Origin of the sequence: Pseudomonas sp. LjRoot277, assembly GCF_964253845.1 — a bacterium.
Taxonomy (GTDB): domain Bacteria; phylum Pseudomonadota; class Gammaproteobacteria; order Pseudomonadales; family Pseudomonadaceae; genus Aquipseudomonas.
The window spans coordinates 5,713,672-5,732,810 of sequence record NZ_CAXURI020000001.1 but is presented as its reverse complement, the minus strand read 5'-3'; the positions used below and the strand labels follow the sequence as shown (position 1 = coordinate 5,732,810).

Here is a 19,139-nt window from a genome sequence, read left to right as displayed (position 1 = left end):
AAATGATTGAGCAAAAGAGCTGTGATGAGCGTTTCATCGACCTGGCAAAAGAGCTCGGCTATGACATCTACGGCGAGAACACCGCGGGCGGGCATTATGCCCCGCTGGTTCGGCATCATGACGAGTTGTACATCAGTGGTCTGGTGCCGCGCATGAACGGCAAAATCCAGTACCCCGGCAGAGTCGGCCTGGAATTGAACATGGCGGATGCTCAAACGGCAGCCAGCATCAGCGCGATGCGCGGGCTGGCGCTGATCGTTGATGCCATTGGTTCGCTGGATAAAATAAAGTCGCTGATACGGATAACGGTCTATGTGAAATCCACGGCAGACTTTGTTGATCTCAGCGAAGTGGCCAATGGCGCATCGGATGTATTCAGCCATGTGTTGGGGGACGCCGGGAAACATACTCGAACGACCGTGGGTGTTTATCAATTACCGAAAAATGCCGCGATAGAAGTCGACATGATTGCAGCGCTGAAACCGTCAGCGTTATAAGTGTTAGTTGTTCGGCTTTACACCACTGAATGGCTGGCCTAAGGTTCGGTCATTAAAGTCGACAACATAAGTTGGAACTCGCGATGAATAACGTTCAAGGTGCGTTTTTTTCATATAAGGACTTTCGCCAGAGTTTGCATCAGCCGTCGGTCAGTGCACAGGTGTGGAAGAAGGGTGAACTGACAGACATGCGTCAGAGCCTCGAGGCCAGCGAAGTCGATATTGTCGCGCTGGCCCACGACAACAGCATCGAAGGTTGCAAGTTGACGCCTGGGATGGCGGTGTCCATGCAATGGTTGAAACCGGGCGCGGTGTTGGACGGGCATGCTCATTCGTGGTGGCACCTGTTCATCATTCAGTCCGGCCGCGGGGCGTTGACCTTGGGCGATGCCGATGAAGTGAGCGTCAGCATGGGCGATGTGCTGCTGGTGCCGGCATGGACCCGGCACGGCTTCGTCAACACCAGCGACGACGAGCCGCTGGCGATGCTGAACATGAGCAACATGCCGCAAATGGCGTCGCTCTCCAATCTGGGCGATCGCCAGGCCTGATCACTGTCCAACCGTCATTTTCCCTTCGTTGCACACCAGGGAGTCAGCGTTCGCTGACTCCCTTTTTCTTTTCTGTGACTCCTGCAAAATCCTCCCGGCGATCTGCGTTTTTGAACTTTCTGTATCGATAGAAACAGATAATTTCTGTATCTGTTCAGCGCTTGAGCAACTAACTACGATCACTTCCAAGGCAACGGATTAATGTGATTAATGCAAGGGAGCGTTCTATGGAAAGTACAAAGCTTAAACTATATGTCGGCGCAGATTTTGTCAGTGCTTTTGCGATGTCGGCTTTTGTGGCGCTCAAGGAAAAGCAACTTTCGTTTGAATTGGTCACGCTGGATTTGAAGGCGCGGGATAACTATCAAGCGAGTTATCGTGATCTGTCTCTCACCTGCAAGATCCCTACGCTAATTCACCAGGATTTCGCATTGTCGGAATCTTCGGCCATTGCCGAATACCTGGAAGAAGTAGCGCCGGGGCATAACAGACTATTGCCGCTGGACATCAAGCAGCGAGCTCGCGCCCGTCAACTCCAGGCCTGGTTGCGCAGCGATTTGTTGGTCATTCGCAAAGAACGCCCGGCGGATCTTATTTATTTCGGCAAAAAAGATACTCCGCTGTCCGACGACGCCCTGGCCGCCGTCGACCGGTTGTTCTTTGTCGCCGATCGATTGCTGGAGGGGGGCGCCGAGCATCTGTTCGGTGACTGGAGCATTGCCGACACCGACCTGGCAATCATGCTCAACCGACTGGTCGCCAATGGTGATCAGGTTCCCTCCCGACTCGTCGCGTATGTCCACCGCCAGTGGGATCGCGACAGTGTTCGGGCATGGATGGACATAGAGCGCGCAGCGCCGGCCATCCAGTAAGAACTGCCAGCCAATCACCAGGAGCGCTGCCATGCAGGGAATGTCGGAGCAGGAACGCTACAAGCCCTATAACTCACGCACCATTCGAGACACGCCGTACTGGCAGAAACTGACGCCAGCGTTGCAGGAAGCCATGACCGTCGTGGCCCGGGTCATGCCGTTTCGCACCAATGAATATGTACTGGGCACGTTGATCGACTGGAACAACATCCCGGACGATCCGATTTTCCGCATGACCTTTCCCCACAAGGACATGCTGCTGCCGGACGAGTACGCGTCGCTCAAGCAACTGATCGAACGGGATGACGCCGTCGCCATCAAGCGTCGGATCGAGGCGATCTGGTTGCGGATGAACCCGCATCCGGCCGGGCAGCTGACGCATAACGGCGCGACCCTCGACGGAAAAGTCTTACCGGGCATTCAGCACAAGTACCGCGAAACCGTGCTGTTTTTCCCCGGCGCCGGTCAGACCTGTCACGCCTACTGCACGTTCTGTTTCCGCTGGGCGCAGTTCATCGGTGAAGAAGAACTCAAGTTCAATGCGCGCGAATCCCAGGAGTTGGTGAGTTACCTGCGGGTGCACACCGAAGTCACCGACGTGCTGATCACCGGGGGCGACCCGATGATCATGAACACCCGTTCGCTGGCGGGGTACATCGAGCCGTTGCTGGAATTGCCCCACCTGAAAAGTATCCGCATCGGCACCAAATCCGTGGCGTATTGGCCGCAACGGTTTGTCAGCGACAAGGATGCGCCCGAACTGCTGGAGCTGTTTAAGCGGATCGTTGCGGCGGGGAAAAACCTCTCGATCATGGGTCACTACAACCACCCGGTGGAGATCCGTCAGGACATCGCCCGCCAAGCCATCGAACGCATTCGCTCCAGCGGCGCGACGTTGCGCATGCAGGCACCGGTGATTCGGCACATCAACGAGAACCCCGCTGATTGGGCCGCGCTCTGGACCGAAGGCGTGCGGCTCGGCGCGGTGCCTTATTACATGTTTGTCGAGCGCGATACCGGCCCCAGCCATTATTTTGCGATGCCGCTGGCTCGGGCATTCGAGATCTTTCAGGCGGCGTATCGCACGGTTTCCGGATTGGCGCGCACGGTTCGTGGTCCGTCCATGAGCACCTTCTACGGCAAGGTGTTGATCAACGGCATCGAAACCGTGGCCGGGGAAAAAGTCTTCGTGCTGCAGTTCCTCCAAGCGCGCGATCCGCAATGGGTGTTGCGCACGTTCTATGCGCGATTCGATCCGCAAGCGACCTGGTTCGATGAGTTGCGGCCGGCGTTCGGTGAGCGCTTGTTCTTCTTTCAGCCCGAGCCTGATCTTGTGGTTGCGCCGGCGCCCGAATTGATACCGGTTCTGCTCGAAACGGCGTAGGACGATTCATCAGGAGATATGGATATGAGCGGTATTCCGTTTGATCAGCGAGAAGGTTTCATCTGGCTCGACGGCGAGTTCGTCGAGTGGTCCCAGGCACGGCTGCATGTGCTGACCCATGGTCTGCACTACGCGAGCACGGTGTATGAAGGGGAACGTGTCTACAACGGCAAGATCTTCAAACTGCGCGAACACAGCGAGCGTTTGTATCGCTCGGCTCAGTTGATGGATTTCGTCATTCCCTATGAGCTGGCCGAACTGGAAGCGGCCAGCCATGAACTGCTGCAACGCAACAATGTGGTCGACGGTTATCTGCGGCCAGTGGCCTGGCGCGGCAGTGAAATGATTTCCACCTCGGCTCGCTTCAACAGCGTCCACATGGCGATCGCATGCTGGCAATGGCCGAGCTATTTCGACCCGGCCGGGCACATGGCCGGCATTCGTTTGAAAACCGCCGAGTGGCGTCGTCCGCCACCAAGCTGCAGTCCGTTTGAAGCCAAGGCATCCGGGCATTACCAGATCGCCACGCTGAGCAAGCACGATGCTGAAAACAACGGTTACCACGACGCCTTGATGCTCGACTGGCGCGGCAACGTTGCCGAAGCCACCAGCGCCAACGTGTTCTTCGTCAAAGGTCGGACGTTGCACACCCCGGTGCCGGATTGTTTCCTCAACGGCATTACCCGTCAGACCGTCATCGAACTGGCCAAGGCGCTGGATTACCAGGTGGTCGAGCGAACCATTGTTCCTACGGAGCTTGGCGACTTCGACGAGTGTTTTCTCACCGGTACCGCTGCCGAAATCACACCCGTGCAGCGCATCGATGAACATCGCTATCGACCGGGCAACGCCTGCCGCGAATTCATTGCCGCCTACACCTCAACCGTCAACGCCTGATAAACAGCCAGGAATCTCACCATGTCAGATCAAGGGATTGTCGCGTCTAAACCTTACGTTTCACTGGGCCACCGCCATGAAGAATTGTCGGCGCGAGGCTGGACGGTGCTGACGCCGGACGAGTTCGCCGACGACGTGCTCGGCACGCTGCAGGAGTTCGGCCCGGTCATTCCGCAATTCAACGGGCAGACCGCGTTCGCCATCACCCGCAAGCCGGGGTACGAAGACTTGCCGTATTCCCAGAGCATGAACGGCATCGGCCCGCACACCGAAGCGCCGGTTTACGGGCCGCCGCCGCGCTACCTGGCGTTGCATTGTCATCAACAGGCCACGTGCGGTGGCGGGCATACAGGGCTGGTGGACGGTTATGAATTGCTGGCGTTCCTCGAGCGCACCGACCCTGAGTTGCGTGAATGGATCGACGATACGCCTGTGGAGTTCGTCGCCACCGCCAAACCCGGTGAAGCAGCGCAACGCCGGGTCAAGGAATACATCCTGACGCCTACAGAAGATGGGGATATTTTCCGCTTCAGCTACAACCAGTTTCACTACGGCGATGTGAATCCTTCCAAGGAAGCGCTGCTGCACTCGCAAGTCGCCAACAGCTCGTCGCCACTGGCCAGGTTTGCAGTCCTGGGCGAAGCGTACTTCGTTGAGCACAACACACCGGTGCTGATTCCCGACGGATGCCTGCTGATTTGGGACAACTGGCGAATGATCCATGCCCGCAGCCGATACACTGACCCGGCGCGAAACCTGACCCGCTACTGGCTGGCCTGATTCATCCGTCGCCCTTAATTCTATTGGCGTACCCGTCATCGGGTACGCGTCCTACAGGTATCGCGTCATGCAAACAGCAATCGAGATCGCCAAGGTCGATCATCAACTGGTCGTGCGGCTCAATCAGGCCTGGACCAAACGGGCCACGGTCTGCTCCCCGGACAAGGCCGAGGCCAGCGAAGCGTTCGATCCGGCGCGCCCGGATTACCCGGAGTGCATGGTGCCGTTTTTCCATCATCCGAAATTCCAGGCCTTGAGTGATGAACTCAAAAGCACCGTGGTGACCTGGGGCTGGATCGGCTACAACCTGCGCACTGTGACCGCCGAAGAGCATGTGGTGAACCCGGCGCTGAGCGTCATCGCCAATCAATACCTGGGCAAAGATGACTGGCATTTTCGCGAGGCCATGCAACAGACGTTGATCGACGAGCACTACCACACGCTCATGCACCTGCGGGCGATCGAACGGACCAAGCTGGAGCGAGCGCTGGATCAGGATCTGGATTTGCCGCCGTCGGTCACCTATCTGCGGCTGATCGCCCTGCGCGAAGAACTGCCGGAGCAGTGGCAGCGCGACCTGGCAGCAATCACCTTTGCGGTGGTGGCCGAGATCAGCGTCAACGCCTATCTGGATTTGCTGGCCGACGACCAGAGCATTCAACCGCAAAACCGCCGCGTGGCCGAATTGCATAACCGCGACGAATATGCCCACAGCAAGATTCTCGCTGAAGTGGCGAAGGTCATGTACGCGAACATGCAGCCGCCCCAACGGGAGTTTTTCGCTCGTACGTTGTCGGTGGCTCTGAGTGCCTTTGTCGCCCAGGACTACTCGATGTGGGAGGCGATTCTGACGCAGCTGGGGGTCGAGGACGCCGCGCTGATCATCGCCGACACCCGGGAGAGCAACAAGAACGCCACGATCATGCGCGACTACAGCGGCCTGCATCGTCTGGCCCAGGATCTGGGCATCAGCGACGAGATCGATTTCGACTTCCGTCCGACTCTCAAAGCCACCGCAGCGGCCTGAACCAGGAGGTGCATATGTCCGTTCCTGTGTATGAAGTGTTCGCCATCCGTGTCGGCGCCAATGCCCAGCGCACCGCCCGGGAAAACTTTCTCTACGACGCCTGCTGTGGTGATCCGAATGCGTCGATGCCGTTGGATTACTACTTCTGGGTCATTCGTAACGAGCAGCAGGTGATCGTGGTCGACACCTGTTTCCAACCGGCCACGGCGGATCGGCGCAACCGTCAGATGTATCGCCTGCCGGAAGAATCCCTACGCCAACTGGATATTGATCCGGCGCAGGTCGACAACCTGATCCTCACTCATTTGCACTGGGATCACGCCGGCAACCTGGGGCTTTTCCCCAAGGCCACGGTGCATCTGCAAGAAGCGGAACTGCGCTTCTGCACCGGGCCGAAAATGGCCCATCGCACGGTGAACAAAACCTACGAGGTCGACGACGTGATGTCGGCGCTTCCACCGCTGTTCGAGGGCCGGATGCGTTTGCACACCGGCACGGTGGAGGTGGTTCCCGGTGTGACGTTGCACCCGGTGGGTGGGCATACACCGGGTAGCCAAGTCGTACGGGTGAACACCGCGCGCGGGTGGATTGTTCTGGCCTCGGATGCTGCGCACTTGTGGGCCAACATCCGTCAGCGCAGTCCGTTTCCGATTCTGGATGATCTGGCGCAGACGCTTGAGGCGTTCAGTTTGATCGACAGCCTGGCCGACGGTGAGGACCATGTCATTCCTGGGCATGATCCGCTGATTGCCGAGCGTTTTCCCCATTGGAATGACGATCCGCACATCATTTGCCTGCACCAAAACCCTTTCTGAACCCAACACTGAACCCTTGTAGCAGCTGCCGAGCCTGCGAGGCTGCGTTCGGCTGCTACAAGGGGGTGTTTAACCCTGGTTCTTGAGGAGTTGGCCGAGGGTCGCCAGCGCTTCATCGATTTGCGATGAATACGGCGCGCCGCAACCAATGCGCACAAAGTGATTGAAACGCTTAGCGTTGGAAAAGATATCCCCAGGTGAAATCTGGATGCCGGCCTTCAATGCCTCGTGGAAAAACGCCATGGACGAATGCTGGCGCGGCAGTTCCACCCATAACAACGTACCGCCCCGAGGGGAGGTCACGCAGGTGCCGGCAGGGAAGTAGCGAATGATCGCCGCGCTCATTTGCTGGCGTTGTTGAGTCAGGATTTTCCTCAAACGGCGCAGGTAACGTTCGTAGGACGGCGTCTTCATGAACGCACTGACCGCCAATTGCGACAACGCCTCACATCCCCGGGACTGAGTGTGTTTGAGCATTTCCACGCGGTCGTGCCATTTTCCCGCGCTGATCCAGCCCAGGCGTATGCCCGGTGCCAGGGTTTTGTTCAGGGATGCGCAATAGATCACGTTGTCGGTGCGGTCCCAGTGTTTGAGCGTGGACAGCGGCTGCTCGGTATCCATCAGATCGCCATAGGTGTCGTCTTCGATCAGCACCGTGGCGTGTTCGGCACACAGTTGCACCAGCCGCGCCTTGTTGGCGTCGGGCATGATGCTGCCCAGCGGATTTTGCAGGTTGGGAATGACGATCAGCGCCTGAATCCGTTCGGGGCCTTTTAGCAATTGTTCTAGGGCGAACAGATTGATTCCGGCGTGCGAAGTCGCCGGGACCTCCAGCACCCGCAGGTTCAGGCTCTCGAGAATTTGCAGCAAGCCGTAAAAGGTCGGTGATTCCACAGCCACGGTGTCACCCGGTTGGGTGACCGCGCGCAAGGCCAGGTTGATCGCTTCGGTCGCGCCGTTGGTGATCACAATCTTCTCCGCTGGCAGGTTGGCCTTCGCGGTCAGCGCCCGTCGGGCAAGAATACTGCGCAATGTGCTGTTGCCGCAGGTGGAACCCGCCGTGCCGAGCAAGTGCGGATCGTGACGCAGCGCCTTGATCATATGGTCTTGCAGGATCTTCAGCGGATAGAGTTCCGGCGCGCAGAAGGCACTGGCGAAATTGACCTTGATCGTCGCGCGCTGACTGGCCTTGAGGACCGATGACACCTGCTCGTGAATGCCGACGTAGACGCCGGTGTCCAGCGGCGGGGGAGGCGCGATCGGGACGGTTTTGCGCAACGTATCGGGCTGGCGAATGTAGTTGCCGGAGCGCGGCCGGGCTTCCAGCACGCCACAGTCCTCGAGTTCACGGCAAACCTGCACTGCGGTCGACAGGCTGACGGCGTGTTTTTCCATCATCAGCCGAATGGAGGGGAATCGTTCACCGGTTTTCAAGGTGCCGCTGCGGATTGCGTCGAGGTAGTGGTTGGCCAACTGACGGTAAAGGGGGGTTGTGTTCATGATGACCTCAGCAATCGCACCACTGAAGTCTTGGGCTGGAAAGTGAGTTGACGCTCCCTGCAGGCGGACCCGTGGTGCTGAAGGGTTAAGGAAAAGTGTTTTTCTGGCGCCGAATCACCGTGGCATGAGTGCCTTTGGGCATTGATTGCCGAACGGGGTGGCACTTTGCAACTGTCTCGGTATGGGCGACGACGACAGGAAGGGAAATTGTGGGTTTTATAAAATCGCGGGCAATAAAAAGCCCCGCTCTAGGGCGGGGCTCTTGGGTCAGTGGCGCCCGAAGCGCTGCTGATGGATCGTATTACTGCGCGGCGATGCTGTAGCCATCGAACGCGGTTTGCTGCTGAAGCGCGGTGATGATGTTCTTGCGGTTAACCGCTTGTTCGGCCCCGGCATTGTCCAGGAACGTCTCGCTTTCCAGTTCGGCTTCTTCGCCTTCGCCGGCAAAGGTAAAGCCCAGGAACTCCAGTGCTTCACGGTCAACGTTCAGTCGCGAACGCGGAGTACGCAGCGGCAACGTCACGCTGATACCGTCTTTGCTGATGGTGAACACTTCGACATCTTTCTTGGCGCGAGCCGTTTTGCTTTTGCTACTGCTTGGGTTGCTGATGGCCTGGTGGGTCTGGTTCAGCACCTTCAGTGCGAGGCCATAGACCAATTCCTGAAATGCCGGATCGTCCTTGAAGCTGGAGAGAATCCGGCTGATCGGGAATTTGCTGCTCAAGTCTTCCAGGGCTGCAATGTCGGCAGCCTCGGCGTCCTTGAGTTGCTTGAGTTCGCCCATCAATTCGTAGGCTTTATCGTCGTCGAAGCTGTCGTGAGCCTGGCGAATCGCGGCGCGCAGCTCGCGGATCTGGTCGCTTTCCCGGGTGGACTGGAAAGCGTCCAGGACCATCTCGCTGATGGTCTTGGCCTGGGGCACGTGCTGTGAAAGATTGATGGAGTTTTCGTATTCCGCTTTGGACGACAAGGTGACTACGGATTCAGCGGTATTGGAATCGGACATTGAAATTTCACTACTTCTTTTAACTTGGGTTGAGGCGAGAAAGCTCTGGGCCTTTTCAGGCCGCCTAATCTATTGGACCGAGGCGGCGTTGTCACGGATGAACAGGCGGCTGGTCATCATTTTTGGCACGGCGGCTTTTAACCGGCGGCTATCTGGGGGCGTTTTGCCTGAAGTGTCAGCAGCAGCCGATAAAACGTCAACGCCCGACCGCTGATCAGTCCACAGACAAAACCGGACGCCGATGCCTTGAGCAGCAACATCTCAAGGGTCGCGGCCAGCTCCGGGTGAACGTCATCCTGGTAGCCGAAGTAATAGTTCACCGCAAAAAACAGCAGGTAGAGCACCAGGGTTTTTAACGTGCCCGGCACGATCAGGCCGGTTTGTGGATCATCCAGCTCAATGCCCTTGCGTGGGAAAATCAGCAGCGCTGCGAGGCTGCCCAGGATGACGGCGGCCAACCAGCAACTGACCGATAGCTGCGGATTCAGCGTCAGATTCAGCGAATACAGTGACCAGCCCAGCAGTATCGGCGCTGTGACGAGCAATGAAGTTTTGCTTTCACGGGTCGGGGACAGGGCTTTGACGCCGTAGTAGCACAGCAGCAGAAATATCGCGTAAACCCACAATGGGGTGTTTTGCAGGGTGTTGAGCATCGCGTAGCGTCCTTGCCGAAATGGGTGACAGATATTAGCCGTTGCTGTGGCCCAGGCAGTCGACTATTTCCCCAGCGAATTCAGATTCATCGACCGCACCGCCAACTGCTCGGCCGTTTGCTGATCCACCGCCAACGAAAAGCGGAAGGTCGCGCCACGTCCGGGAACGTCAATCAGCTGGATCTCGCGGCCATGCAATTGCAGGATCCTGTGCACGATCCGCAACCCCAGTCCGCCATCACGTCGTGCCCCGCCAATGTTGAACGGGCGCAGGAACAGACCCTCGCGCAATTCGGCAGCAATGCCGGGGCCGGTGTCGCTGACGGTAACTTCGGTAAAAGGCCCTTGAGGGCGCAGGCTGAGCTCGATTTCTCCCCCTTGCGGGGTGTGGCGCAGGGCGTTGTCGAACAGGTTGGTGAGCACCCGCTCGATCAATCCAAGGTCGGCGCAGGCCGCCGAAACATTGGGTGCGAAGGTGGCCTTGAGTTCGACCTGGCGCGCCTCGGCCGTCAGTTCGAACTTCTGGAAAATGTCCTGCACCAGATCGGTCAGCGAGAACCGCTCCAGCACCGGTTGCACGAAACCATGTTCCAGGCGCACCAGTTCCAGCAGCGATTGCGCCAGACCACCGACCTTGCGGCTTTGATCCAGCGCGATGCCCAGGTAACGGCGGCGGTCGGCGGGTGACAGCGTGGCGTCCTTCAACGACAAGGTTTCCAGGTAACCGTGCAGCGAGGCGAGAGGCGTGCGCAGGTCGTGGGAGATGTTGGCCACCAGTTCGCGGCGTTCCTGATCCTGGCGGGTCAACGAACGCCATTGCTCGCCGAGGCGCGCCTGCATCTGCCGGAAGGTGGCGTCGAGAATGGCAATTTCATCGTGGCTGGCGGCTTTTTCCACCGGGATGGATGCAGGCGGCGTTACCGGAGCACCATCAATGTCGAACTGGCTGACAGTTTCGGTCAAACGGCGCAAAGGTCGGGTGATGAGGGCGAATGCGGTGAGACCGGCAATCAGGCACAGCAACGCCACCAGCCCAATGGACAACAGTGCGGTATTCAGGGCGGCGCTGGTGGCGCCGCGTTCAGCGAAGCGGTCGTGCTCTTCGCTCAGCAGCACCACATAGAGATAACCCACCGGTTTGCCATTGACCTGCAATGGCGCGGCGCTGAACACTTTGCGGCCATCGACGCTGCGCGGATCGTCGCCGAGAACCGGCAGGGCATCGCCCTTGAGCAGGCGCTGGATCGGCGCCAGATCGACCCGCTCCCGGCGTATCCGACCCTCGGGCGCAGCACTGCCGACAATCCGGCCCTCGGGGTCGAGCAGATAGACCTCGACACTGGGATTGACCAGCATCAGTTGGCTGAACAGGTCGCGCACGGCGTCGGGCATCAGGCCTTTGGTGTCCATCAGCACGGTGTCATGGGCGATGTGCTGGGCCAGATCCCGCGATAACCCTTGCACCACTTCCAGCTCATGCATTTTGTTGGACTGCACCTGCATCCAGGCCGACGTGCCGCAGCACACCAGCAGCAACACGGCGAACACCAGAGACAGGCGCTGAGTCAGGGTCAGTCTCACGGCTGCTCCTCCCTGGCCGCGAATTTGTAGCCTCGTCCCCACACCGTGAGGATGCGCGCCGGTTGTGCTGGATCCGCTTCGATCTTTGCCCGCAGGCGGTTGATGTGAGTGTTGACCGTGTGCTCGTAGCCTTCGTGGCTGTAGCCCCACACGGCGTTGAGCAGGTCCATGCGCGAGAACACTTTGCCGGGCTGACGGGCGAAGAAATACAACAGGTCGAACTCCCGTGGCGTTAGGTCGAGGCGGCGACCGTCAAGGGACACATCGCGCGTGATCGGGTCGATGGCGAGGCCGTCCGTGATCAGGCTGCCGGCGTCCATCTTCAGGTTGCGGGCCATGGCGTCGACCCGTCGCAACAGCGCTTTGACCCGGGCCACCAGTTCGAGCATCGAAAAGGGTTTGGCCAGGTAATCGTCGGCGCCAAGTTCGAGCCCGAGAATCCGGTGCACTTCGCTGGAGCGCGCACTGGTAATGATGATCGGTGTGTAGCGGGCCATGGCGCGGGCGCGGCGGCAGATTTCCAGGCCGTCGACGCCGGGCAGCATCAGGTCGAGGATCAGTGCGTCCCAGCTTCCTTGCTGCAGCAGGCGCATGCCTTCATCGCCGTCGGCGCAGTGCACCACCTCGAACTGCTCATCGCGTAGATGCAGGCAGATAAGGTCGGCGATATGCAGGTCGTCCTCGACCACGAGGACGCGTTTGGTCTGTTCCATCAAGCTCAATCCTTCGGCGCAATGAGCGCATTGTGCGGGTTTTCCGGGGCCTGAGTTATCACGAATTGTTTAACTTCTCGTGAGGATTTGGCGATCAACCCAAGCCTAGGCTGTGTTCCATGACAGGCACCTGGAATTTTCGGAGACGACCATGTTTTCACGGCGACAGTTTCTCTTAGCAAGCGGCGGGCTAGGCGCTGCAGCCCTGGTCATCGGTGTATTGCCAAAATTTGCCGCGCGTTCTGCACTGGTCAGTGATGCCAGCGCGGCGGAGGTGTTCGAGGTGACTCACAGCGACAGCGAATGGCGCGCCATGCTCAGCGCCGAGCAGTATGAAATCCTGCGCGAAGAGGGCACCGAACGGGCCTATAGCAGCCCGCTGAACAACGAGCACCGTGACGGTACGTTTGCCTGTGCCGGTTGCGATCTGCCGCTGTTTTCTTCCGCGACCAAGTTCGACAGCCGCACCGGTTGGCCAAGCTTCTGGGCACCGCTGGACAAGGCTGTGGCCACTCGTCAGGACCGTTCCTTCGGGGTGCTGCGCGAAGAAGTCCACTGTCGGCGTTGTGGCGGTCATTTGGGCCACGTCTTCGACGATGGGCCCAAACCCACCGGTCTGCGTTACTGCATGAACGGCCTGGCGATGACTTTTGTGCCGAAGACGTCTTGATCCGCGGGTATTCCCTTTCACTCATTTTTGCAGGTCGACGTTATGTGGCTTCTGGTCCTCGCTTATCTCGGTGGTGTGCTGACGATTGTCAGCCCGTGCATCCTGCCGGTGCTGCCCTTTGTCTTTGCTCGCACCGGGCAGCCATTCATGAAGAGCGGGTTGCCGCTATTGGCGGGCATGGCGCTGACCTTCGCGCTCGTCGCCTCGCTGGGCGGCGGCTGGGTGGTGCAAGTCAATCAGTACGGTCGCTGGCTCGCATTGCTGTTCGTTGCACTGTTCGGGCTGACGCTGTTGCTGCCTCAATTGGCCGAGCGTCTGACCCGGCCACTGGTGGCGGCCGGCAGCCGGTTGTCGGAAGCCGCGGGCGTCGATGCCCGGCCGCGTCCTGGCGCTTCGTTCCTGATCGGTGTCGCCACGGGCCTGCTCTGGGCTCCGTGTGCCGGGCCGATTCTGGGGCTGTTGCTGACCGGAGCAGCGCTGCAAGGAGCAAGCATCGCAACCACCTTGTTGTTGCTGGCGTACGCCGCGGGTGCCGCAACTTCCCTCGCCGTGGCGCTGCTGCTGGGCGGTAAAGTCTTCGCGGCGATGAAGCGTTCCATCGGCGCTGGCGAGTGGCTGCGTCGAGGTCTGGGGGCTGCGATGCTGGCCGGTGTCGCGGCGATCGCCCTGGGGCTCGACACCGGGATTCTGGCGCGGGTTTCGACGGCGTCCACCGGCGGTATCGAGCAGGCGTTGGTGGGACGGCTGGCCGGCCAATCACCGAACGTTAGCGGGGCGATGATGGCGCAGGTTCCGGCCTCGGGAAGTGCAATGAAAGCGGCTGACAAAACGCCGGGCGCACTGCCAATTGAAGGCAACCTTCCAGCGCTGGATGGCGCAGTGCAATGGCTCAACTCGCCACCCCTCACTGCGCAGGCTTTGAAAGGCAAAGTCGTGCTGGTGGATTTCTGGACTTACTCCTGCATCAACTGCCTGCGCTCACTGCCGTATGTGAAGGCTTGGGCCGAGAAATACCGCGATCAGGGATTGGTGGTGATTGGCGTCCATGCGCCCGAGTTCGCTTTCGAACGAGACGTAGGCAATGTCACCAAAGCCATGAAGGACCTGGGCATCAACTACCCGGTGGCCATCGATAATGACTTCAAGGTCTGGCGAGCTTTCAACAACCAATACTGGCCAGCCCACTATTTTGCCGACGCTCAGGGTCGCATCCGTTATCACCACTTTGGCGAGGGCGAGTACGCCGAATCGGAGCGGGTGATCCAGCAACTGCTGCGCGAAGCAGGCGCCGCGAAGGTCGCGGACGGTCTGATCAATGCCAGTGCCGAAGGTGTTCAACTGGCCCCGGACATGAATGAAGTGCAATCGTCGGAAACCTATGTCGGCTACCAACGTGCCGAGCATTTCGTGCCTGAAACCAGTCTGGTGCCGGACAAGGTGTCGGTCTATAGCGCTCCATCGCAATTAGCACTCAACGACTGGAGCCTGGACGGTCAATGGAATGTCGGCTCGGAGCGAGCGACTTCAAGCGCGCCGGCCAGTCGCATTGTCTACCGCTTCCATGCCCGCGATCTGCATCTGGTGTTGGGGCCTGGTGCTGACGGTAAACCGGCGCGTTTCAAAGTGTTAATTGACGGAAAAGCCCCCGGCGATGCCCACGGTACCGACGTGGCGCCCGACGGCAGCGGCAGCGTGACTGAACAACGTTTGTACCAATTGGTGCGCCAAACCGGCGGTGTGACGGATCGGACCTTCAGCATCGAGTTTCTCGATCCCGGAGTGTCGGCGTATGCGTTTACGTTCGGTTGATCGTCATTCCATTCATTCAGGAAACAGCCTCATGAAAACCCTATTCACCTGGCGCCGCACCCTGTTGGGCCTGGCCGCTGCCGGCGTCATCGGCCAATGCCTGGCGTTCTCTTTCGGTGCGGCAGAAGACGCGGTCATCATTCCTCCACCCACCCTCGACGAAACCACCCAGGCCAACAGCGAAAGGGCTGTCTTTGCCGGCGGTTGCTTCTGGGGCGTACAAGGCGTGTTCCAGCATGTCAAAGGGGTGAAGAAAGCGGTCTCCGGTTACGCCGGCGGTGCAGCCAATACTGCTCAGTACGAGCGGGTCAGCAGTGGCGATACCGGTCATGCGGAATCCGTCGAAGTCACCTTCGACCCCCGTCAGGTCAGCTACGGCACCTTGCTGCAAATCTACTTCTCGGTGGCTCATAACCCTACCGAGCTCAACCGTCAGGGACCTGACAGCGGCACTCAATATCGCTCGGCGCTTTTCCCGGAAAACAGCGATCAGCAACGTATCGCCCAGGCCTACATCGCCCAGCTGGACGCTGCCCGTTCGTTCAACAAACCCATTGTCACCAAGCTGGAGACCTACAACGGTTTCTACCCGGCCGAGGAGGAACATCAGGACTTTCTGACCGAGCACCCGACCTATCCGTACATTGTGATCAACGATCTACCGAAGGTTGCGCAGCTGAAACAGCTGTATCCGGATCGGTATCAGGAGAAACCGGTATTGGTGAAGGCGGGGATGTGAGAAGTGAAGGGCATAGCCCTTACCCCGAAATCACATTCTTGCCCGCGATCTTCGACCGATACAGCGCCTGATCGGCCCTGGCCAGCAGTCCGGTCTGTTGTTCTTCGTCAAAGCGCTGAACCACGCCAAAACTCATGGTCACTTGAAAGTCCCCCACTGGCAGCAGGCTTGCGAGGTCATGACGGATACGTTCGGCGAGGGCCCGGGCATCGACGAGTGCTGTATTGGGCAGGATCAGGATGAACTCGTCGCCGCCCCAACGCGCGAGCAGATCACCCTCGCGTACGCAGTGCTTCACGCTATCGATCACCTGCACCAATGCCGCATCGCCCAGCGCGTGGCCATAGTGATCGTTGATGTTCTTGAAGTCGTCGATGTCCATAGCGATCAGCGACAGCGGTTGTCGAAAGCGCTGGGCGCGTTCGCATTCCTGGGGCAGGGCTTTTTCCAGAAGATAACGATTGGCGATTGAGGTCAGTGTGTCGGTTTCCGCCAGTTTTCGGTTTTCTTCGAGTTGGATTTGCAGTTGCTGATTGACGCGAGACAACTCTCGGGTGCGTTCTTCAACGATCGCTTCAAGGGATTGGTTGCGCCGTTCAAGCGCTTCGTACAGGCGTTTCTTGTCTTCGATGCTGCGGTGCGCGCCGACCATCCGCGCCACCGAGCCGTCGGCATTGCGTGCCAGTACGTAGCCACGGTCTTCGATCCAGGTATAGCTGCCATCCTGCATGCGGCAGCGATACTCGGCCTGATAGCCGGGGGCGCGCTGATTCAGGTAGTCATCGAACAGTGCCATGACCTGCTGGTAATCGTCGGGATGGATCACGTTTTCCCAGGTAAATACGTTGTTATTCAGGGAATGAGGCGGGTAGCCGAGCATCTCGTACCACCCGGGGTTGCGATAGACGAACCCGGTGTTGGCGTTCCAGTCCCAGATGCCGTCGCTGACCAGTTCCAGAATGGTGTGCAGCATGTCTTCGTTCAAATCCGACAGATTGAACTTCAATGGTTCGATATTCGACGCCTCACCCATCTCCGCACTCCCTGCCGCCCTGATATCTAAGTGACACGCCTGTCGAGGAGATTAGTCGATGGCGTATTGAGCCGGCTAGTGCTTGCCCCACATCTGCATGGCGAAGTCGACGAAGCGGCGCAATTTCGGTAAACGGTAACGGTCCTGCGGGTAAACCAGGTTCATCGGCCGGCTAGGCAATTGGTAATCCTGCAGCAACGCCACCAGTTTTCCGTCCGCAAGATCCTGTTCGACCAAGGCATCGGGCACCATCACGATGCCCATGCCCGCACGCGCGGCCTGGTGCAGGCCCGCCGAACTGTTGATCTGCATCGGGCCACTGACCGGCACGACGATTTCACCTTCGGGGCCGGTCAGGCGCCATTGCTTTCCTACCGAATGCCAGTCATCGCCGGCTGGGTAAGCGAAGGACAAACAGTCGTGATGTTGCAGGTCTTCGGGTTTTTCCGGCGTACCCCGGCGATTCAGGTACGCCTTCGATGCGCATACGGTCATCGTGTAGTCGATGAGCGGCCGGGCGATCAGGTTGGACGGGTCGGTCGTGCCAAGGCGAATCGCCACATCGAAGCCGTTGTCGAGCAAATCCATTCGCTGGTTGGTCAGGACCACGTCCAGCTTGACCTGTGGGCACAGCAGGGCGAATTCGCCGAGCGCCGGCGCGAGCCGCTCGGTACCGAACGTCAGCGGTGCAGTGATGCGTAAGGTCCCACTCGGTTCGTCGAGGGTCTGTTCGGCCAACCGTTCGGAATCGGCCACCAGCCCCAGCACTTCGAGGCAACGCTGGTAATAAGCGGTTCCGAATTCCGTCAACCGCTGGCGTCGCGTTGTTCGGTTAAGCAGTCGTACGCCCAGGCGTTGCTCCAGCGCCCGCAGGTGATTGCCGACCATAGTGGTGGACATTTCGCACTGCAAAGCGGCAGCGGTCATGCTGCCAGTTTCCACCACCCTGACGTAAACGGTCATTGCCTGGAACAAATCCATTATCAAGCCCAGCTTTAAAATGATTGAAGTGTTGCAGCGTTTATCCAGCTCAGGTGGCTAACCATACTGCAAAACACCGACCATTGATGGAGCTTGATGTCATGACCGCCGCCTGCCTGATGACCACTTACCAACCTTTGGCCTTGAGTTTCAGCAAGGGCTTGGGCACACGCCTGTGGGATCAGGCCGGTCGTGAATACTTGGACGCGGTGGCGGGCGTGGCAGTGACCAATGTCGGTCACTCCCATCCGAAAATAGTCTCGGCCATCAGTGAACAGGCCGGGCTGCTGTTGCACACGTCCAATCTTTACAGCATCGACTGGCAACAGCGGCTGGCGCAGAAACTGACGCAACTGGCGGGCATGGAGCGAGCGTTCTTCAACAACTCCGGTGCCGAAGCCAACGAGACGGCACTGAAACTCGCTCGGTTGTATGGCTGGCAAAAAGGTATCGAACAACCGCTGGTGGTGGTCATGGAGAACGCCTTTCACGGCCGTACCCTGGGCACCTTGTCCGCCAGTGATGGCCCGGCCGTGCGCCTGGGCTTCAACGAGTTGCCGGGGGACTTTGTCAAAGTGCCATTCGGTGACCTCAAGGCGCTGGACAAGGTGCAGCAAGCCCACGGCCCGCGCATCGTGGCGATCCTGATGGAACCGATTCAGGGTGAAAGCGGTGTCCAAATGGCCCCGCCCGGTTACCTGAAAGCCATTCGCGAACTCTGCACTCGGCGCGCGTGGCTGCTGATGCTCGACGAAATCCAGACCGGCATCGGCCGTACCGGCCAGTGGTTTGCCTTTCAGCACGAAGGCATCGTTCCGGACGTCATGACCCTGGCCAAGGGCCTGGGCAACGGCATTCCCATCGGCGCTTGCCTGGCCCGGGGCAAAGCCGCCGACCTCTTCACCCCCGGCAGTCACGGCAGCACCTTCGGCGGCAATCCACTGGCCTGCCGGGTCGGTTGCACTGTGCTGGAGATCATCGAAGAACAAGGGCTACTGGAAAACGCCAAACTTCAGGGCGAGCGTTTGCTGGCAAGGTTGCGCATTGAATTGGCGGACGACCCGAACGTATTGGCGATCCGTGGACAGGGATTAATGATTGGCATCGAACTGAAACAGCCGATTCGCGACCTGACCCTGATCGCAGCGCGGGATCACGGCTTGCTGATCAACGTGACACGGGGCAAGACCATTCGCTTGCTGCCACCGCTGACGATTGATGAGCGGGAAGTGGAGATGATTGTCAGAGGGGTGTGTCGGGCACTGAAAGTGGCCTGACATCCCTAGGACTCACGCAAGCCTCTCGTAGGAGCTGCCGAAGGCTGCGATCTTTTGATCTTCAGCGATTTTAGTTCCGGCCAAAATCAAGATCAAAAGATCGCAGCCTTCGGCAGCTCCTACATGATCGGCGTTTCCGTCGGTGTAATTGGCTTGCCGATACTGGTTGTTCCTGTCCTCAAAGTAGCGATCGACTTGAGCAAACGTTTCGCATTGGCTTTCGAACTCAAAAGGTAAGCGGTTTCATCACTTGCTTTGAAGTTGGCAGCACAGCCTTTTTCAAAGTGATTGCTATCTGATTGTTGGGTGGTTTGCATCGTGTTTTCCGCATTTGACAGGCGCTCAGTATCCATC

General features: G+C 58.9%; 20 protein-coding genes. 12 read left to right on the top strand and 8 right to left on the bottom strand.

The features are described from left to right. Positions 1–2 precede the first annotated feature (2 nt). The 8 genes from ACSQ87_RS26740 (at position 3) to ACSQ87_RS26705 (ending at position 6,823) form a co-directional block, all read left to right on the top strand. Positions 3–497 carry a RidA family protein gene (locus tag ACSQ87_RS26740; protein ID WP_046045959.1) on the top strand — a complete coding sequence of 165 codons (495 nt, stop codon included), beginning with the start codon at positions 3–5 and terminating at the stop codon, positions 495–497. 83 nt (positions 498–580) lie between these two features. Beyond that, a complete protein-coding gene (locus ACSQ87_RS26735) occupies positions 581–1,048 on the top strand; it encodes a cupin domain-containing protein (protein WP_436274744.1) in 468 nt (155 codons plus the stop codon). A 227-nt stretch (positions 1,049–1,275) separates the two neighbouring features. Beyond that, a complete protein-coding gene (gene yfcF / locus ACSQ87_RS26730) occupies positions 1,276–1,920 on the top strand; it encodes a glutathione transferase (protein ID WP_436275120.1) in 645 nt (214 codons plus the stop codon). 31 nt (positions 1,921–1,951) lie between these two features. Next, positions 1,952–3,304, top strand: a complete 1,353-nt coding sequence (locus ACSQ87_RS26725) for a KamA family radical SAM protein (RefSeq protein WP_436274743.1) — start codon at positions 1,952–1,954, stop codon at positions 3,302–3,304. 24 nt (positions 3,305–3,328) lie between these two features. Beyond that, entirely contained in the window at positions 3,329–4,201 is an 873-nt protein-coding gene (locus ACSQ87_RS26720; protein WP_436274742.1) for a branched-chain amino acid aminotransferase, read from the top strand. A 21-nt stretch (positions 4,202–4,222) separates the two neighbouring features. Then, on the top strand, positions 4,223–4,981 hold the full coding sequence (locus ACSQ87_RS26715) for a TauD/TfdA family dioxygenase (protein ID WP_046045964.1): 759 nt from the start codon (positions 4,223–4,225) through the stop codon (positions 4,979–4,981). Positions 4,982–5,048: 67 nt separating this feature from the next. After that, a complete protein-coding gene (locus ACSQ87_RS26710; RefSeq protein WP_436274741.1) occupies positions 5,049–6,008 on the top strand; it encodes a diiron oxygenase in 960 nt (319 codons plus the stop codon). Positions 6,009–6,022: 14 nt separating this feature from the next. After that, positions 6,023–6,823, top strand: coding sequence for an N-acyl homoserine lactonase family protein (locus tag ACSQ87_RS26705; protein WP_436274740.1), 801 nt, complete (start codon positions 6,023–6,025; stop codon positions 6,821–6,823). Positions 6,824–6,892: 69 nt separating this feature from the next. On the opposite strand, the gene ACSQ87_RS26700 is transcribed toward ACSQ87_RS26705, so the two are convergent. The 5 genes from ACSQ87_RS26700 to ACSQ87_RS26680 all read right to left on the bottom strand — a co-directional run bounded on the left by ACSQ87_RS26700 (position 6,893) and on the right by ACSQ87_RS26680 (position 12,276). After that, positions 6,893–8,323 carry a PLP-dependent aminotransferase family protein gene (locus ACSQ87_RS26700; protein WP_436274739.1) on the bottom strand — a complete coding sequence of 477 codons (1,431 nt, stop codon included), beginning with the start codon at positions 8,321–8,323 and terminating at the stop codon, positions 6,893–6,895. Between the two features lie 301 nt (positions 8,324–8,624). Continuing rightward, complete coding sequence (locus tag ACSQ87_RS26695) at positions 8,625–9,329, bottom strand: hypothetical protein (RefSeq protein ID WP_223429774.1); 705 nt, start codon at positions 9,327–9,329, stop codon at positions 8,625–8,627. A gap of 137 nt (positions 9,330–9,466) precedes the next feature. Continuing rightward, positions 9,467–9,982: a hypothetical protein gene (locus tag ACSQ87_RS26690; RefSeq protein WP_223429773.1), complete on the bottom strand. Its 516-nt coding sequence runs from the start codon at positions 9,980–9,982 to the stop codon at positions 9,467–9,469. 63 nt (positions 9,983–10,045) lie between these two features. Continuing rightward, a complete protein-coding gene (locus ACSQ87_RS26685; RefSeq protein WP_223429772.1) occupies positions 10,046–11,563 on the bottom strand; it encodes a sensor histidine kinase in 1,518 nt (505 codons plus the stop codon). After that, positions 11,560–12,276, bottom strand: coding sequence for a response regulator transcription factor (locus tag ACSQ87_RS26680; protein ID WP_008147661.1), 717 nt, complete (start codon positions 12,274–12,276; stop codon positions 11,560–11,562). The genes ACSQ87_RS26685 and ACSQ87_RS26680 overlap by 4 nt, the downstream gene beginning before the upstream one ends. Before the next feature lie 151 nt (positions 12,277–12,427). On the opposite strand from ACSQ87_RS26680, the gene msrB reads away from it, so the two are divergent. The 3 genes from msrB to msrA are packed head-to-tail and all read left to right on the top strand — an operon-like array spanning position 12,428 to position 15,494. Continuing rightward, positions 12,428–12,946 carry a peptide-methionine (R)-S-oxide reductase MsrB gene (gene msrB, locus ACSQ87_RS26675; RefSeq protein WP_436274738.1) on the top strand — a complete coding sequence of 173 codons (519 nt, stop codon included), beginning with the start codon at positions 12,428–12,430 and terminating at the stop codon, positions 12,944–12,946. A gap of 42 nt (positions 12,947–12,988) precedes the next feature. Beyond that, the gene (locus ACSQ87_RS26670) at positions 12,989–14,755 is read left to right on the top strand and encodes a cytochrome c biogenesis protein DipZ (RefSeq protein WP_436274737.1); all 1,767 of its coding nucleotides are present in this window, start codon (positions 12,989–12,991) and stop codon (positions 14,753–14,755) included. A 31-nt stretch (positions 14,756–14,786) separates the two neighbouring features. Then, entirely contained in the window at positions 14,787–15,494 is a 708-nt protein-coding gene (gene msrA / locus ACSQ87_RS26665; RefSeq protein ID WP_223429769.1) for a peptide-methionine (S)-S-oxide reductase MsrA, read from the top strand. Positions 15,495–15,513: 19 nt separating this feature from the next. On the opposite strand, the gene ACSQ87_RS26660 is transcribed toward msrA, so the two are convergent. Continuing rightward, positions 15,514–16,527, bottom strand: a complete 1,014-nt coding sequence (locus ACSQ87_RS26660; protein ID WP_436274736.1) for a sensor domain-containing diguanylate cyclase — start codon at positions 16,525–16,527, stop codon at positions 15,514–15,516. Between the two features lie 75 nt (positions 16,528–16,602). Next, on the bottom strand, positions 16,603–17,508 hold the full coding sequence (locus tag ACSQ87_RS26655; protein ID WP_436274735.1) for a LysR family transcriptional regulator: 906 nt from the start codon (positions 17,506–17,508) through the stop codon (positions 16,603–16,605). A 101-nt stretch (positions 17,509–17,609) separates the two neighbouring features. Between ACSQ87_RS26655 and ACSQ87_RS26650 the strand changes: the two genes are divergently transcribed. Further along, a complete protein-coding gene (locus tag ACSQ87_RS26650) occupies positions 17,610–18,785 on the top strand; it encodes an aspartate aminotransferase family protein (RefSeq protein ID WP_223429766.1) in 1,176 nt (391 codons plus the stop codon). Between the two features lie 119 nt (positions 18,786–18,904). On the opposite strand, the gene ACSQ87_RS26645 is transcribed toward ACSQ87_RS26650, so the two are convergent. After that, positions 18,905–19,102, bottom strand: a complete 198-nt coding sequence (locus ACSQ87_RS26645) for a hypothetical protein (RefSeq protein WP_436274734.1) — start codon at positions 19,100–19,102, stop codon at positions 18,905–18,907. Between the last annotated feature and the right edge of the window lie 37 nt (positions 19,103–19,139).